Consider the following 16,337-nt stretch of genomic DNA (forward strand, 5'->3'; position numbering starts at 1 on the left):
CTCTGGAACTGATAAAAACGCCTTTTCCCGTGCTCGGCATAGCCGCCTGGAGCTCGACGGGTAAGACCACGCTTTTGACGAAGCTTCTGCCGCGCTTGCGCGAGGCGGGGCTCGATGTAGGGGTGATCAAGCACGCCCACCACAACTTCGACATCGACAAGCCCGGCAAGGATAGCTACCGGCTTCGCGAGGCCGGTGCCGCGCCCATGCTGGTAGCGTCACACCGGCGCTACGCCTTGATGCAGGAGACACCGGGCCAGGACGAGCCGGACCTTGGCCATTTGCTTTCACTGATGACCGCCCACGCGCCGGACCTGGTCATCGTCGAAGGCTTCAAGGAGTGGCCGCTACCCAAATTGATTCTCTATCGCGACGGTATCGGCGACCCGGATATCCTGCAAAGCGACGGTGTAAAAGCGGTGGCGCTAAAAGGGGCGCCGCCCGAGACGCTGGACGCTTCTATCCCGCGGCTAAACCTTGATAACATCGATGAGATTGCGCGCTGGATCCTTCAGTGGTCCAGCGCGTCCCGTGACGACAAAAGGTAACGATATGCAGCTGACCCACCTGAATACCCAAGGCGAAGCCAACATGGTGGATATCGCCGATAAAGAGGCGTCGCGCCGGGAAGCGGTGGCGTCGGGGCGCATCGTCATGGCTCCGGCAACGTTAAGGCTTTTGAGCGACGGTGAACTGCCCAAAGGCGATGTATTGGCCACGGCACGCATTGCGGGTATCCAGGCCGCTAAACGCACGTCCGATCTGATTCCACTGTGCCATTCGCTGGCGCTGAGCAAAGTGAGCATCGATTTCGATATCGACTGGCAGGAGGGCGCGGTCGATGTACACGCGCTTTGCCGGTTAAATGGGCGCACCGGTGTCGAGATGGAGGCGCTGACGGCGGTTTCGGTGGCGTGCTTGACACTTTACGATATGTGCAAGGCCGTCGATAAGGAGATGCGCATCGACGCGATTCAGCTCGAGAGCAAGCGCGGCGGCGTACGCGGCGATTATCAACGTAACGCGGCGCCGATCGTGACCGGAGAAGGGACGCCGGGGGAGGTAAGTGTCGGCGAGCGCTGTACGGTATCGCCCTGCGTGCGGGTCAAGTTTTTGGCCGAGCTTCGTGAGCGGGTTGGGCATAGCGAGGTATCGTTCTCCCTCGATGAGTTTGAAAGCCGCGATGTAGCCGGGCTCAAAACGGTGCTGACCGAGAAGGATACGCGTTTTAGCGTATTGAAGGAGCAGCGTACGCTGTGCGCCATCAATCAGGTGATGGCCAACGACACCGCGCCGATCACCGACGGTGACGAGATTGCCTTTTTTCCACCGGTGACCGGGGGCTGAATGAGCGACTCATTGATTAGTGTGGCCATACAGGAGGCGGCGTTTAGCCTCGACGAGGGCTATACCGCGGCACTTGAAAATCGCTTTGACATCGGCGCCGTAGTGACCTTTACCGGGTTGGTGCGTGACTTCAACGAGACCCCCGAGGTGACCGGACTGACCCTTGAGCACTATCCGGGAATGACCGAGCGCGCCCTTTACGAGATTGGCGAAGAGGCGCTGTCGCGCTGGGCGCTGCAGAAGGTGGTGATCATCCATCGGGTAGGGCAGCTACATCCCGGCGACCCAATCGTGCGGGTGCTGGTGGCCAGTGCACATCGGCGAGACGCGTTCAGCGCCTGCGATTTCATCATGGATATATTAAAGACTCGCGCGCCTTTCTGGAAAAAGGAGCATTCCACCCAGGGGGATTACTGGGTGAAGGAGCGCGCAAGCGACCAGCAGGACGCGGCGCGCTGGTGACACGTCAAGGCGCTTCGGTCGCCATGATCTGAAGATGGACTTCCGGCATGTGCTGGCAGTGTTCCCCCAGCCATTGAACCATGCCGGGGGTAAGCGCCTCGCGAAGCTCGGCCAGGGTGTCGGCGTGTATCTCATCGAGGCGCTCGTCGAGCCAGTCGCTAAAGCTCTCTTCATCGATGGGGCTTGCCCCGCTCGCGTCGAGCATCAAGCGGCCGATACGCTGCCAGCCCGTATCGGTGGCGCATACCGGCAGCGCCAGAAACAGCGTGCCGCGCCGGGCGCTGTTCGACTCTGCCCCAAGGCCTGGGTGAGGCGTCACGCTGTTTTGATCCACCACGTGGGGCAGCTGCGGGTAGCGCGCCTCGACCCGAATGCCTTCGTTGTCCATTGCCAGCATATCGCCGTTGACCGGGGCGAGTGGCGCCTTGACCCCGAGTTCTTCGGCAAGCGCCTGATGGGCCTTTTGATGGACCGCTTCGCCGTGAACTGGCAGCAGTGCCTTGGGCCTTATCCAACGATAGAGCGTTTTGAGCTCTTCCTGGGCGGGGTGGCCGGTGGCGTGGAGTTCCGGGTGGTTGGTTTCGTCAAAAAGCGCCACGCCTAGCTGGGTAAAGCGGCGTTTGAGCTGGGCAATCGGGCGTTCGTTGCCGGGAATGGCCTTGGCGGAGAAAATCACGTTATCGCCCGCTTCCAGGTCCATGAAGGGGTGGCGTCCCTGGGCCAAGCGCTGAAGCGCTGCACGGGGCTCGCCCTGGCTGCCCGTGGCGATCACGACGACTTCATCCGGCGGCAGGTAGCCCAAATCCTGGGGTGGGACCAGCGCCGGGAAGTCGTCCAGATAGCCAAGCCCACGGGCGACACCCACCATACGCTCCATGGAGCGGCCCATCAGGCTCACCCGTCGTCCACTCTGCGCCGCCGCTTGGCCAATCGCCCACACGCGCGCCAGGTTGCTGGCAAAGCAGGAGACCACGACGCGGCCCTTGCACGCCTTTAGCGTTCGGGTGAGCGCTTTTGCGACATCGCCTTCGCTGCCTGCGGTACCGGGGAGCGGGGCGTTGGTCGAGTCGCCGACGACGAGATCTAGCGGCGCCAGTGCCTGAAAGTGTGCGGGATTGACGCTCGGGCCGATCAGCGGCGCGGGGTCGAGCTTCCAGTCGCCGGTGTGGAGCACCCGGTAGCCGCCGGCCAGCATCATGATGGCGCAGCTTTCAGGAATCGAGTGCGTCATCAACAGATAGCGAAGCGTGAACGGGCCCTGCTCCAGCGCCTCATTGGGTTCGATCACGTGAATGGCGGCGCTGCTTAAACTGTGCTCGGCAAACTTGTGGCGTAGAAGGCCTGCGGCCAAGGGGGTGGCGTAAATCGGGCACTGCCACTTCGGCCAAAGCCAGGCGACCGCGCCGATATGGTCTTCGTGGCCGTGGGTGATGTAAAGCGCTTGTGGGGTGATGTCGAGCTCGGCCAGGGTCTGGGTATTGGGTACCTGAAGCGGGGCGCTGGGCAGATCCTGGCGAATCATCATGCCGCAATCAATGGCGATCCAGTGGCCGTCATAACCATAAAGCGTCAGGTTCATTCCTATTTCACCACAGCCGCCAAGCGGCAGTATGCGCAAGGGTGGACGGCGGCGGGGACGAAGTTGAACGCGAGATGGATCCATTGATTATGAACAGCCTGAAAAGTAAGGCTTTAACTATACGGTAAGGCGGGGGCGGCTAACAATCATGGCGATGCCAGCCAGGCCCGCTTGCGCTACACTAGCGCCCTTGCACAGCGCTACGACCCCCTTCATGGCGGACAAGGCCTGGCATTTTTAAAATCGTGTTTATATTGAGTGTATTTATGTCGCATTACTACCGTTTAGTGGTTTCCTGCCCGGACCAAGTGGGCATTGTGGCGCGTGTCTCCAGTTTCATCGCCCAGCACGGCGGCTCCATCACCGAGGCAAGCCAGCATTCGGATCTGCAAACGGGTCGGTTTTTCATGCGTTACGAGATCCTTGCCGATTCCATCGGTATGACTGCCGAGGCGCTCGAAGAGGCGTTCTCGCCGATCGCCAGCGCCTTCGACATGCAGTGGGCGCTGGTGGATACGCAAAAGCGGCGCAACGTGGTGATCATGGTCTCAAAAGAGTCCCACTGCCTGGTCGACTTGCTTTACCGCTGGCAGGCGGGTGAGCTCGACTGCAACATCGTGGGGATCATCTCCAATCACCCGGATATGCGCGCGCTGAGTGAGTGGTACCAGATTCCCTACTTTCACATTGCGGTCGACCCAGGCGACAAGCAGGCCTCGTTCGATGCGGTACAGGCGCAAATCGAGGCGCTCAAAGCGGACTGCATCGTGCTGGCGCGCTACATGCAGATTCTGCCGCCGGCGCTTTGTAGCCGCTACGCAGGCCAGGTCATCAACATCCATCACAGCTTTTTGCCCTCGTTTGCCGGTGCCAAGCCTTACCACCAGGCTTACGCGCGGGGCGTTAAGCTGATCGGTGCGACCTGCCACTACGTGACCGAGGAGCTGGATGCCGGCCCGATCATCGAGCAGGACATTCATCGGGTTAGCCACTGCCATACCCCGACGGATCTGGTGCGTTTTGGCCGCGACGTGGAAAAATCGGTGCTGGCGAGGGGAATCCGCTGGCACCTGGAAGACCGGGTGCTGATCGACGGCAACAAGACCGTCGTCTTTAACTAAAAAAAGCGGGGGGCACTGATGAGTGCCCCCCGCTTTTTATACGACGTTCATACAGGCGAGTGGCTTAGCCGAGCGCTTGGCCACTGCCGCCGCGAATCACGCCTACGCCCACGCCTTCGATATCGAGCTGCTGAGTGCGCAGGTCGATTTCGATCGGGTCGAAGTCGCTGTTTTCAGCCAGCAGCGTTACCTGATGGCCGTCGCGCTTGAAGCGCTTGACGGTGACTTCGTCTTCAAGGCGTGCCACCACGATCTGCCCGTCGCGTACCCGCTCGGTGCGGTGCACGGCGAGCAGGTCGCCTTCCAGAATGCCGATATCTTTCATCGAAAGCCCGCGCACGCGCAGCAGGTAGTCCGCCTTGGGCGTGAAGTAGTCCGCCGGAAGCGGGCAGTAGCGGTCGATGTGCTCGGCGGCCAGAATCGGGTTGCCCGCAGCGACTTCGCCAATGATGGGCAAGCCGTTTGCCGGCGTTTCGCCGTTTTCGTTGGCAGCCGGCGCCGGCTCACTGGTTTCGGTGCCTTCCTGGTTGGGTAGGCGAATACCCCGGGAAGTGTGGCGAATGATACGAATCGCGCCTTTGCGCTCGAGGGCGCGAAGGTGTTCTTCCGCCGCGTTGGGTGAGCGAAAGCCCAGCGCTTTGGCGATCTCGGCCCGGGTAGGCGGGTAGCCGAGCTCATTCATGGTTTTAACGATAAAGTCAAAAACGTGCTGTTGACGTACTGTAAGAGGACGGGACATGTCTGACTCCAGCGTAAAAGGGTAACTAAAAAGGTGACTCGATATATATGTGTTTAAGTATACAGTATGTTCCTCTGTCCAGTATATGACTCAAGCCACGGATTATAAAGCCGTTCGGGCATTGAGGAGGGGAGTTCACCTTTTCTTGCGATTGAGACTGGCGCGTTAATGGCCTACTATTTTGCGATGTTTTAAACACTCGTTTTTCTGGAGGGCGCCATGGCGCAATCTGATACGGTCACGCGTATCCTGGATACTGCGGAGGTGCTGTTCGCTGAACGCGGCTTTGCCGAGACCTCGCTTCGTAATATCACCAGCAAGGCACGGGTGAATCTGGCCGCCGTGAACTACCACTTCGGTTCCAAGAAAGCGCTGATCCAGGCCGTATTCGCGCGCTATCTCGATCCTTTCAGCCAGCGCTTTCACGAAGCGCTGGACGCACTCCACGAGCGCTACGGCGAGGATGACATTCCCCTCGAAGTGCTGCTCGAGGCCATGGCGACCACGGTGCTGACGGTGCCCGCCGAGCGTAATAGCCTCAAGGTTTTCATGCGCCTTTTGGGTCTGGCCTATAGCCAGGCCCAGGGGCACCTGCGCCGCTATATACAGCAGCAGTACGGCGATGTGTTCACCCGTTTCGTCGAGCTCGTTCGTCGGGCAACGCCGGAGCTTCCCGACGCGGAACGCTTCTGGCGGCTTCACTTCATGCTGGGCACGGTGATCTTCACGCTTTCCGGGCTCGATGCGCTGCGCGATATTGCCGCCAAGGAGTACAACGAGCAGGTCTCGGTGCGCGATCTTGTCCGGCGGCTACGCCCGGTGGTGGTTTCCGCCATGAACGCGCCGCTTCCCCCCGCTTTGGAGGAGTCTGCGTATGCCGACGCCCAATCTGGCTGAGCTTCCTCCCACCGATGGCCCTTGGCTCGAGGTCGATCTCGCCACCCAGCGCCTGCGCTGCTGGCAGGGTCAAGCGGTGGTACACGAGTGCGCTGTCTCGACCGGTGAAAACGGCGTAGGGCAAAACGAGGGCAGTGGTCAGACGCCCCAAGGCTGGCACTACGTGCGCGCCGCCATTGGTGAAGGCCTGCCGGAAAACGCGGTGTTTCGCGGGCGGCGCTTCACCGGGGAAGTCTTTACCCCGGCGCTGGGCGCGCAAAATCCGCACCGCGACTGGATTCTGACGCGAATTCTCTGGCTTTGCGGGCTCGAGCGCGGCGTTAACCGCGCAGGCCAGACCGACTCCCAGCGCCGCTATATCTATCTGCACGGCACGCCGCCGGACCAACCCATGGGTATCGCCGCCTCCCACGGCTGCATTCGCCTGCGCAATGACGACCTGTTCGCAGTGTTCGCTTTCGCAGCCCCTGGCACGCCGGTCTGGCTCAACGCCTCGGGGCTTTAACGCCGGATTTTGTTTAAGGCCGCCGATCGACTAGAATTGGCGGCCGTTTTATTGGATGCAAGCCGATGACGCAACCGCCAGGCCCGGTCATGCTCGACCTCGAAGGGCCCGCTATCACGCAAGCCGAAAAAGCCCTGCTGGCCGACCCCGCCGTGGGCGGGGTCATTTTGTTTGCGCGCAACGTAGAAAGTGCCGAGCAGGTCAGCGCGCTCTGCCAAAGTATTCGCCGGCTAAGGCCCGATCTGCTGCTGGGCATCGACCAGGAAGGCGGGCGCGTTCAGCGCATCAAAAAAGGCGTTACACGGCTTCCCGCGATGGCGCGCATTGGCGAGATTTACGCCCAAGACGCGGATGCCGGGATACAGCTGGCAATCGATGCCGGCTGGCTGCTGGGCATGGAGATGGCGGCCTGTGGGCTCGATATTAGCTTCGCCCCGGTGCTCGATGTCGAAAGCGGGGTCTCCAGCGTGATTGGCGATCGAAGCTTCAGCCAGGACCCCGAGCACGTCGCCGAGCTCGGCGGACGCTTCATTCAGGGCCTGCACGAGGCGGGTATGGCCGCGGTGGGCAAACACTTTCCCGGCCACGGCGGCATCGAAGCCGACACCCATCATAGCGTTGCCGACGATCCGCGCCCGCTAAGCGAGCTCAAGGCGCGGGACCTGGTGCCTTTCACGCGGCTGGCCGCCCAGCTCGACGGCGTCATGCCCGCCCATGTGGTCTTTAGCGCTTTCGATCAGCGCCCTGCGGGCTTCTCGCCGAACTGGCTCGGGATGCTCAGAGAGTCGCTGGGCTTCAAGGGGGCGATCTTCTCCGATGATTTGACCATGGCCGGTGCCCACGTGGCCGGCGGGCCGGTGGAGCGAGCCCGGGCCGCACTGGCCGCCGGTTGCGACATGCTGCTGGTATGTAATGATCGTGGCGCCGCGCTCGAGGTGGTCGCGCACTGTCAGGGTATCGAGAGCAAGCGCGCCGGCAAGCTTCGCTACGCCCGCGCCCGGCCGGATCTCGCGGCGTTACACGCGCTCAAGCGCTGGCGCCGCGCCAATGCACGCCTGGGTGAGCTGGCCGACTAGCCCGCGCCGCCTTAAAACCTTTTTCTCGTTCGAAGCGCCGATATACCGCCGGCGCTTTTATTTTTTTGAACCTTGATCGCTTGATACCGGAGCCCTTCGATGAACAAACTCGATAAAGAAGCCCTTGAATCCCTGGATTCAATGCGTGCGCTGATGGATAACGCCGACTGCCTGATCACCCAGGCGCAGGTCGAGGAGGCCCTCGATCACATGGCCGAAGCCATCACGCGGGATTTGGGCGACAAGCTGCCGGTGTTTTATTGCGTGATGAACGGCGGGCTGATCACCACCGGCCATCTGCTGACCCGGCTGGGCTTTCCGCTGGAAGTCGACTACCTGCACGCTACGCGCTACCGCAACGAACTGCGCGGTGGCGAGCTTTTCTGGCGGGTCTCGCCGGAAGTACCCATGGCCGGACGCCATGTGGTGATCATCGACGACATTCTCGACGAAGGCTCGACCCTGGCGGCGATTCTGGATTACTGCCAACAGGCCCAAGCGGCGAGCGTCACCACCGCCGTGCTGGTCGATAAACAGCACGACCGCAAGGCGATACCGGGGCTCAAGGCCGACTACTGCGGCTTGGAAGTGGCGGATCGTTACGTGTTCGGTTTCGGCATGGACTACAAGGGTTACTGGCGCAACGCCCCGGGTATCTTCGCGCCCAAGGGGCTATGAGCCTTACCCCTTTAGCGGGGCGAAAAACGCCGCGTTAGCCCGGTTTCGGCGATCATGCGCGTGGAGATCTCCTCGATCGAGAAGCGGGTGGTATCGATGAACGGAATGCCAAGCGTGCGGTAAAGCGCGCTTGCCTGCTCCACTTCCTGCACGCACTGGTCGATCGAGCTATAACGGCTGTTGGGGCGGCGCTCGTTACGAATGGCCGAAAGCCTTCGCGGGTCGATGGTCAGCCCGAAGAGCTTGTGGCGGTGCGGGGCGAGCACCCTGGGCAGTTTCAAGCTGCCGTCCTCGTCGAGATCGTCTTCGGTGATCGGGTAATTGGCCGCGCGGATGCCGAACTGCAGCGCAAGATAAAGCGACGTTGGCGTTTTGCCGCAGCGCGAAACGCCGACCAGAATGACGTCCGCCTGATCGTACTGGTGGGTGCGCGCGCCGTCGTCGTTGTCGAGGGCAAAGTGTACCGAGTGGATGCGATCCATGTAGACATCGTCGCTGCCAATGGCGTGGGTTCGCCCGACACTATACGAAGAGTGGGTCTCGAGCTCTTGCTCCAGCGGCGCCAAAAAGGTCGAAAACACATCCACTTTGAAGCCCTGGGCCTGGCGAATGACGTCGCGAATTTCCTGATCGACGATGGTGTCGATGATGATCGGGCGCTGGCCGTCGCGGTTGGCGGTGGCGTCGATGATATTGGCGAGCGCCTGGGCTTTTTCGACCGAGTCGATATAGGGCTTGGTGAGCATCGTGATCTCGACACCGCTGAATTGCGCCAAAAGGCTACGCCCCAAACTCTCGGCGGTGATCCCCGTTCCGTCGGAAATAAAAAATGCCGTACGCTTCATGCTTTTCTCCCGTTGATCACCTCGATGCGTGAAGCGCTATTCTCACCGTTGGGTGTCGTAAGCACAACGGGCCAGGCCGCTATGGAGCAGGCGACTACAGAAAGCGCTTCAATTCTCGCCGTGTTGTAAAAAACCTTCACTGACTTCGCGGTTAGACTAATGGCGAATACGAGGGGGCGGTGATAGGGTGACACGCTCAATGAAATTGACCGACCCGCTCTGGCGAGACCCGGTCGGGTGGTTCAACCCGCGGTCGATAATTAAAAGGGGTGTTGCGTGCAAGAGTACATTGTGTGGTTCGATCAACTGGGCATGAACGACGTCGAGCGAGTAGGCGGCAAGAACGCCTCGCTCGGTGAAATGATCTCCAATCTTGCGGGCGCCGGTGTCACCGTGCCCGGCGGCTTTGCCACCACCGCGCACGCCTACCGTGAATTTCTCGCTTTCGAGGGCCTCAACGACCGGATCAACGCGCTGCTGACGCGTTTGGACGTCGACGACGTCAAGGCGCTTGCACAGGCGGGCAGTACCATCCGTCAGTGGATTATCGATACGCCCTTACCGCCCGCTTTCGAGCACGCCTTGGCAGATGCCTACGCCGCCCTGCAACAGCGCCACCCCAACCTGAAAGCCGCCGTACGAAGCTCCGCTACCGCCGAAGACCTGCCGGATGCCTCCTTTGCCGGCCAGCAGGAAACCTTCCTCAACATCGAAGGCTTCGACAACGTCAAGCGCGCCGTACACGAGGTGTTTGCTTCATTATTCAACGACCGGGCGATTTCTTATCGCGTGCACCGCGGCTACGCCCACGAGAACGTGGCGCTTTCCGCGGGCGTGCAGAAAATGGTGCGCTCGGAAACCGGCGCCTCTGGGGTCATGTTCACCCTGGACACCGAGTCGGGCTATCGCGATGCGGTATTCGTCACCGCCTCCTGGGGGCTGGGTGAAACCGTGGTGCAAGGCGCCGTCAACCCGGACGAGTTCTACGTTCACAAACCCACCCTGGAAGCGGGGCGCCCGGCGGTGCTGCGCCGCACCCTGGGCTCCAAGCTGATCAAGATGGTTTACGGTGAAAGTGCCAGCGCCGGAAAGTCCGTCGAAACCGTCGACGTCCCACTCTCTGATCGCGGGCGCTTTTGTATCAACGATGAGCAGATCATGGATCTTGCCCGCCAGGCGGTCACCATCGAAAAGCACTACCAGCGGCCCATGGATATCGAGTGGGCGCTGGACGGCGACGACGGCAAGCTCTACATCGTTCAGGCGCGCCCGGAAACCGTGGTTTCCCAGCAGGAGGGCGGCAAGCTCGAGCGCTTCCATCTCCGGGAGAAAGGGCGCCGGCTGATCACCGGCCGGGCGATCGGTCAGCGTATCGGCAGCGGTACGGTGAAAATCGTGCTCAGCCCGGACGAGATGCACAAGATCAACGACGGCGACATCCTGGTCACCGACATGACCGACCCGGATTGGGAGCCGATTATGAAGCGTGCCTCGGCGATCGTCACCAATCGCGGCGGGCGTACTTGCCATGCGGCGATCATCGCGCGTGAGCTGGGTATCCCCGCCGTGGTCGGCTGTGGCGATGCCACGACCCAGCTGCGCGAAGGCATCGACGTCACCGTCTCCTGCTCCGAAGGTGACACCGGCAACGTCTACGAAGGCATTCTCGATTACGAATGCAAGGTTTCAAGCGTCGACGCCATGCCCGAGATTCCGTTCAAGATCATGATGAACGTGGGTAACCCGGATCGCGCCTTCGGCTTCGCCGGTTTGCCCAACGCCGGTGTGGGGCTTGCCCGGCTCGAGTTCATCATCAATCGTATGATCGGCGTGCACCCCAAGGCGCTGCTGGAGTACGACCGTCAAACGCCGGATTTGCAGCAGGTGATCGACGCGCGCACCGCGGGTTACGACGACCCGGTCAGCTTCTACGTCGACAAGCTCGTCGAAGGCATCTCGACGCTGGCCGCGGCGTTCTACCCCCAGCGAGTGATCGTGCGGCTTTCGGATTTCAAATCCAACGAGTACGAAAACCTGATCGGCGGTAAGCTTTACGAGCCCGGCGAAGAGAACCCCATGCTGGGTTTCCGGGGCGCCTCGCGCTATGTTTCCGACGCCTTCCGGCCGTGTTTCGAGCTGGAGTGCCGTGCGCTCAAGCGCGTGCGCGACACCATGGGTTTTGAGAACGTCGAAATCATGGTGCCGTTCGTGCGCACCCCGACCGAGGCGCGCGACGTAGTGGAGCTGCTGGCCGCCAACGGGCTGGCGCGCAACCCGGCTGACCCGAACGGCCTCAAGGTCATCATGATGTGCGAGCTGCCCGCCAACGCGCTGCTCGCCGATGAGTTCCTCGAGCACTTCGACGGCTTCTCCATCGGCTCCAACGACCTGACGCAGCTTACCCTGGGGCTCGACCGTGACTCCGCCATCGTCGCGCACCTGTTCGACGAGCGTAATGAAGCGGTGAAAAAACTCCTCTCCATGGCGATCCAGGCGTGCAAGGCGCAGGGCAAGTACGTGGGGATCTGCGGGCAGGGCCCGTCGGATCATCCGGACCTTGCCAAGTGGCTGATGGAGCAGGGTATCGACTCGGTATCGCTCAACCCGGATGCGGTGCTGGAGACCTGGTTCATGCTGGCCGGGGAAACCATCGCCTAAGCAGCCTTGTCAATTCAGCGATTAATGCGCCCGGCCATTGTGCCGGGCGCACGCGTTTTATAGGCTAACCTGTCAGGTGAGTAAGCCAACACCTTTTCCCGCTCAAGAAAACGCCGGCTTCGGCCTCGAAATATCTCAGGAGTGATCATGCTGCCACTACGGGCGACGCTGCCCTTGACCGGCTTATTGCTGGTTCCGCTCTACAGCTTTGGCTTTACCTACGAAGCGCCCTCGGTGACCCCGGAAGTGGGCTCGGGCTATGAAGAGAAGCCCGGCTGGGCGAACGATAAATTCGCCGTCGCCGCCGCCAACCCGCTGGCCACCGATGCCGGCCGGCAAATTCTTGAAGCCGGCGGTAACGCCATCGACGCGGTCATCGCCGTGCAGATGGTATTGACGCTGGTCGAGCCGCAATCCAGCGGCATCGGCGGCGGGGCCTTTTTGATGCACTTCGATGGCAACGATATCGACGCCTTCGACGGTCGCGAGACCGCCCCGGCGGCGGCGGACGAGATGCTGTTCATAGAAGATGGCGAGCCGCTGGCGTTCATGGACGCGGTGGTGAGCGGGCGCTCGGTCGGTGTACCCGGCACGCTGAAAATGCTCGAAACCGCCCACGCCGCCCACGGCCAGCTCGACTGGGAGACGCTTTTCGTCCCGGCGATTACGTTGGCCGAGGAGGGCTTCGAAGTGAGCCAGCGCCTGCACACAAGCCTTGACGAAGACCCGGCACTGCGCGATGACCCGCTCGCCGGGGCGTTTTACTACGACGCGCAAGGCGAGGCGTTGGCGGTGGGCGAGACGCTGACCAACCCGGCGCTGGGCGCACTGCTTCGCCGGATAGCAAGCGAAGGCAGCCGCGCCTTCTACGAAGGCGACGTGGCCCAGGACCTGGTCGAGCGGGTGCAAAATCACCATACCCGCCCGGGGGAAATGAGCCTGGAGGATTTGAGCGGTTACGAAAGCATCACCCGGGAGGCGATCTGCACGCCCTGGCAGCAGTGGGATGTCTGCGGCTTTCCGCCACCGTCCTCGGGGCACCTGACCGTCATGCAAATTCTGGGCATGCTGGAGTACCAGCCGATGATCGAGGCGCCTTTGGATAACGGCGCGGCGAGCAGCGGCTGGCTGCATCAGTTTTTAGAAGCGTCGCGGCTCGCGTTTGCCGACCGTGGCCGCTATATCGCCGACCCGGACTTCGTCGAGGCGCCAGGGGGCGATTGGTCGCTGATGCTCGCCCCGGAGTACCTGGAAAGCCGCAGCCGTTTGATCGAGGAAACCAGCATGGGCGAGAGCGCCGAGCCTGGTAACCCCGGCGAGTTCGAGGTGAGCTATGCAAGCCAGCCCACCCAGCCCGAGTACGGCACCAGCCACATCAGTATCGTCGATGAAGAGGGCAACGCGGTGGCCATGACCACCACCATCGAGCAGGCGTTTGGCTCGCGCATCATGGCCGACGGCGGCACGGGCCTGGCCGGCGGGTACCTACTCAATAACGAGATGACCGATTTCTCCTTCGAGCCGGAAGTCGACGGTGAGCCGGTGGCCAACCGGGTCGAGCCCGGCAAGCGGCCACGTTCGAGCATGAGCCCGACATTGGTGTTCGATCACGACAACGGCGATTTCGTGGCAAGCCTGGGTTCGCCCGGCGGTGCGGCGATCATTCACTACACCGCACGCACGCTTTTGGCCATGCGTGACTGGGGCCTGAGCGCCCAGGAAGCGCTGAACCTGCCCCACGCGGTCACGCTTGGCGGCGATGTCTGGCTCGAAGAAGGACGCTTTCCCGAGGCGACCATCGAGTCGCTCACCCAGCGCGGGCATAGCGTCAGCGAGCGCGAGCTGACCAGTGGTCTTCAGGCGATCCGTCGCCTGGAAGACGGCACGCTGTTTGGCGGCGCCGACCCGCGCCGTGAAGGCGTCGTGATGGGCGAGTAGGCCGGCCTTTAGGTCAAGTTACTCGCGCAGCCAGTTGCGTAGTTTTACTAGTATCAGACCGCCATCGCTCAAGGCATGGCGGTCTTCTATTAGCATGCTCAGCCGGTCCGGGTAGTCGGTAATGATCGCATCCACGCCTAGATCGATCAGTGTCGACATCCGCGCGCGGTCGTTGACCGTCCAGGCGTGTATCTCGTAGCCGTAGCGCGCGGCGAGCTCGATCTCATGCTGGGTGATGCGGTTGTGGCGAAGGCCTAGCGCGTCGAAGCTGCGCCGGTCGAGCGTGCCCGGCAAAATCAACTGGGCCAGAAGCGTCACACGAAGCGCCGGCGCCTGCTCCTTGATGAAGGTGACGATTCCCGGCGTCGTGGTGGCTACGCGCATATCCATCTGCGCGTGGGGAAAGCCACATTCGCTCATGCCATCGAGCGCGCTTGGCTGGGTCGCCCAGCAGCGGTAGCGGATGTCCGACTCCGCATCGAGGGCATCCAGTACGGCCTGGGCCAGGCGCTGCTCGTCCCGGGGTAAGGCTTTCATGTCGATCATCAGCCCCGCCTTGCCACGCACCAGCGCCAGCGTTTCATCGAGCCCGGCAATGGGCTCGTTGATGAAAGCGTCGCCGAACCAACTGCCCACGTCGAAGCCGCTTAGCTCCTCGCGGGTCAGATCATTAAAATCCCGGGGGTCGCCGGTCAGCCGTGTAAGGCTTCGGTCGTGGTACAGAAGTACCGCATCATCAGCGCTTAACCGCACGTCGAGCTCCACGAAATCCGCCCGGTCCTTGAGCGCCTGACGCACGGCGGCCAGGGTGTTTTCCGGCGCGACCATGGAGCTTCCCCGGTGGGCGATTACCGCCACGTTGTCGCGCAGCTCGAAACTGTTGAGAATCCACCAGGCTTGTAGCGCGGCAAATACCAGCACGAAGGCCTCGACCGCCCAGGCTAGGCGGCCGGGGTTGGCGTTGCCCTCCCTGGGCGCCGGGTGGGGCTCGCGGCAGGCCAGCTGAAGGTAGAGGCACGCCGAAAGCAGGGCGTTGGTGGCAATGCCGAGAAAGGTAATGGTCAGGGTGATCAGCACATAGCCGGTGAGATAGGCAAGCATCGCCGGGATCAGTACGGCGCTTCGCTCGGGTAGCCACCACAAAAGCGGCGTGACGATCAAATCGAAAAGTAAGGTGACGAGCACCGGAAGCGCCACGATCAGCACCAGCAGTATCAGTACCGCCGCGCCGATCGAGCGCCGCCCGCCCCGGGTGAGCGGCACGCTCTGCCTAAGCGCGGCCAGCGGCGAGCGCTGCTCGACGGCTACCAGCGGTAGAGCGAGCATCCAGCGAAGATAGAGCCAGGCCGCCAGGCTCGCCCATATCAAGACCAACGGCAGCGCGCAGGCAATGAAGTACCAAAGCACCGGCGGGCGAACGCGCTGCAGGTAGTAGAGATCCAGATCGCTGAGAAATAGATCGAATAGCCAGGTAAGCCCGAGCATGAAGGGGGCGAGCAGTAACAGGTGGGCGCTGACCTGAACGATGACCAATCCAGCAAGGGCCGGCAGACGCCGGGTGCTCAGCCAAAGCGCTTCAAAAGCCAAGCGGTAGTGGTTTCCCCGGGCCCGGGTGGCGACCAGCAGCATGCCCGCCTGCTGCCAGTAAATCAGCAAAAAGGCGAACCAGAGCCCCACCAACAGGGTTAACAAACCCAACGGGCTAAAAAGCAGCGCGACCAGTGCCTCGGTCGTGATGACCGTGCGGTTGAGCGCTGAAAGCAGGGTTTGCGACACCCAGCCAATGGCGGGCAGCACCAGCGCCGACGCCAGCAGCGTATAGATCAGGTGATAAGCGATTAGCGGTCTTAGGTGGTCTTTCAGCGTTCGATAAAGGGCGTGGCCCAGGGTGGTCAGCGGCGGCATAAAAAGGAGCTTTTGAAGTGAGTGCAGGCGCGGCGTTTGACTCGCGCCGGACAAGCGGCCTAAGAGAGGGCCAGGGCAGCGTCGGACACGATAATACCGTTGTTATCGGCGTAGAGCCACTGGCCGGGCTGGAGGGTGGTACCGGCAAAGGTGACCGGGATATCGCGCTGGCCTTCGCCGTTTTTCTCGCTTTTGCGTGGATGGCTACCCAGCGCCTGAACGCCGAGCGAAAGCGTCGCCAGAATATCCACATCGCGCACGCAGCCGAACATCACAACACCGGCCCAGCCGTTTTTGACGGCCTGCTCGGCCAGCATGTCGCCCAGCATGGCGCAGCGGTAAGAGCCGCCGGCATCGACCACCAGGACCGCGCCTTCGCCGGGCTCGGCAACCGCCTCTTTTACCCTGGAATTATCCTCGAAGCATTTGACCGTACGCACGCGCCCGTAAAAGGCCTCGACACCGCCCATATTGACGAAGAGCGGATCGAGAACGGCCACCTGGGGGTTGGCATCACAAAGGTCCGGCGTCACGATGTTTAAAGCAGGTGCAGCGGTGGTCGACATGAAGTGCTCCTTGAATGGATG

15 protein-coding genes are annotated in these 16,337 nt (G+C 61.9%); 10 read left to right on the forward strand and 5 right to left on the reverse strand.

All coding sequences use genetic code 11. The annotated features are described in order from the left end of the window. Positions 1 to 29: 29 nt before the first annotated feature. The 3 genes from mobB to moaE are packed head-to-tail and all read left to right on the forward strand — an operon-like array spanning position 30 to position 1,809. Positions 30 to 548: a molybdopterin-guanine dinucleotide biosynthesis protein B gene (gene mobB / locus ACWHRL_RS07370; RefSeq protein ID WP_447895845.1), complete on the forward strand. Its 519-nt coding sequence runs from the start codon at positions 30 to 32 to the stop codon at positions 546 to 548. A gap of 4 nt (positions 549 to 552) precedes the next feature. Then, positions 553 to 1,347 carry a cyclic pyranopterin monophosphate synthase MoaC gene (gene moaC, locus ACWHRL_RS07375; protein WP_447895846.1) on the forward strand — a complete coding sequence of 265 codons (795 nt, stop codon included), beginning with the start codon at positions 553 to 555 and terminating at the stop codon, positions 1,345 to 1,347. Continuing rightward, positions 1,348 to 1,809, forward strand: a complete 462-nt coding sequence (gene moaE, locus ACWHRL_RS07380) for a molybdopterin synthase catalytic subunit MoaE (protein ID WP_447528587.1) — start codon at positions 1,348 to 1,350, stop codon at positions 1,807 to 1,809. Between the two features lie 4 nt (positions 1,810 to 1,813). Here the strand turns inward: moaE and ACWHRL_RS07385 are convergent, their stop codons facing one another. Next, entirely contained in the window at positions 1,814 to 3,388 is a 1,575-nt protein-coding gene (locus ACWHRL_RS07385; RefSeq protein WP_447895847.1) for a ribonuclease J, read from the reverse strand. A gap of 266 nt (positions 3,389 to 3,654) precedes the next feature. Here ACWHRL_RS07385 and purU point away from each other — a divergent pair, with 266 nt between their 5' ends. Beyond that, positions 3,655 to 4,509, forward strand: coding sequence for a formyltetrahydrofolate deformylase (gene purU, locus ACWHRL_RS07390; RefSeq protein WP_447895848.1), 855 nt, complete (start codon positions 3,655 to 3,657; stop codon positions 4,507 to 4,509). A 64-nt stretch (positions 4,510 to 4,573) separates the two neighbouring features. On the opposite strand, the gene lexA is transcribed toward purU, so the two are convergent. Next, the gene (gene lexA, locus ACWHRL_RS07395; protein WP_447895850.1) at positions 4,574 to 5,248 is read right to left on the reverse strand and encodes a transcriptional repressor LexA; all 675 of its coding nucleotides are present in this window, start codon (positions 5,246 to 5,248) and stop codon (positions 4,574 to 4,576) included. Positions 5,249 to 5,467: 219 nt separating this feature from the next. Here lexA and ACWHRL_RS07400 point away from each other — a divergent pair, with 219 nt between their 5' ends. From ACWHRL_RS07400 to ACWHRL_RS07415, 4 genes are all read left to right on the forward strand, one after another. Next, on the forward strand, positions 5,468 to 6,145 hold the full coding sequence (locus tag ACWHRL_RS07400; RefSeq protein WP_447528591.1) for a TetR/AcrR family transcriptional regulator: 678 nt from the start codon (positions 5,468 to 5,470) through the stop codon (positions 6,143 to 6,145). Beyond that, positions 6,123 to 6,650: a L,D-transpeptidase family protein gene (locus tag ACWHRL_RS07405; RefSeq protein ID WP_447895851.1), complete on the forward strand. Its 528-nt coding sequence runs from the start codon at positions 6,123 to 6,125 to the stop codon at positions 6,648 to 6,650. Before ACWHRL_RS07400 ends, ACWHRL_RS07405 begins: the two co-directional genes overlap by 23 nt. A 65-nt stretch (positions 6,651 to 6,715) precedes the next feature. Next, complete coding sequence (nagZ, locus tag ACWHRL_RS07410) at positions 6,716 to 7,726, forward strand: beta-N-acetylhexosaminidase (RefSeq protein ID WP_447895852.1); 1,011 nt, start codon at positions 6,716 to 6,718, stop codon at positions 7,724 to 7,726. Between the two features lie 99 nt (positions 7,727 to 7,825). After that, positions 7,826 to 8,404 (forward strand): hypoxanthine-guanine phosphoribosyltransferase, encoded by a 579-nt coding sequence (locus tag ACWHRL_RS07415; protein WP_447895853.1) that lies wholly within the window; start codon positions 7,826 to 7,828, stop codon positions 8,402 to 8,404. An 11-nt stretch (positions 8,405 to 8,415) separates the two neighbouring features. Here ACWHRL_RS07415 and ppsR read toward each other — a convergent pair whose 3' ends face one another. After that, on the reverse strand, positions 8,416 to 9,249 hold the full coding sequence (ppsR, locus tag ACWHRL_RS07420) for a posphoenolpyruvate synthetase regulatory kinase/phosphorylase PpsR (RefSeq protein WP_447895854.1): 834 nt from the start codon (positions 9,247 to 9,249) through the stop codon (positions 8,416 to 8,418). Between the two features lie 276 nt (positions 9,250 to 9,525). On the opposite strand from ppsR, the gene ppsA reads away from it, so the two are divergent. Both ppsA and ggt read left to right on the forward strand, forming a co-directional pair. Then, positions 9,526 to 11,907, forward strand: coding sequence for a phosphoenolpyruvate synthase (gene ppsA / locus ACWHRL_RS07425; protein WP_447895855.1), 2,382 nt, complete (start codon positions 9,526 to 9,528; stop codon positions 11,905 to 11,907). Positions 11,908 to 12,054: 147 nt separating this feature from the next. Next, the gene (gene ggt / locus ACWHRL_RS07430) at positions 12,055 to 13,845 is read left to right on the forward strand and encodes a gamma-glutamyltransferase (RefSeq protein WP_447895856.1); all 1,791 of its coding nucleotides are present in this window, start codon (positions 12,055 to 12,057) and stop codon (positions 13,843 to 13,845) included. Between the two features lie 18 nt (positions 13,846 to 13,863). On the opposite strand, the gene ACWHRL_RS07435 is transcribed toward ggt, so the two are convergent. Then, positions 13,864 to 15,750, reverse strand: a complete 1,887-nt coding sequence (locus ACWHRL_RS07435; protein ID WP_447895857.1) for a glycerophosphodiester phosphodiesterase family protein — start codon at positions 15,748 to 15,750, stop codon at positions 13,864 to 13,866. A gap of 59 nt (positions 15,751 to 15,809) precedes the next feature. Then, positions 15,810 to 16,316: a ribonuclease E activity regulator RraA gene (gene rraA / locus ACWHRL_RS07440; protein ID WP_447895858.1), complete on the reverse strand. Its 507-nt coding sequence runs from the start codon at positions 16,314 to 16,316 to the stop codon at positions 15,810 to 15,812. Positions 16,317 to 16,337 lie beyond the last annotated feature (21 nt).

Source organism: Vreelandella sp. GE22, assembly GCF_968212445.1.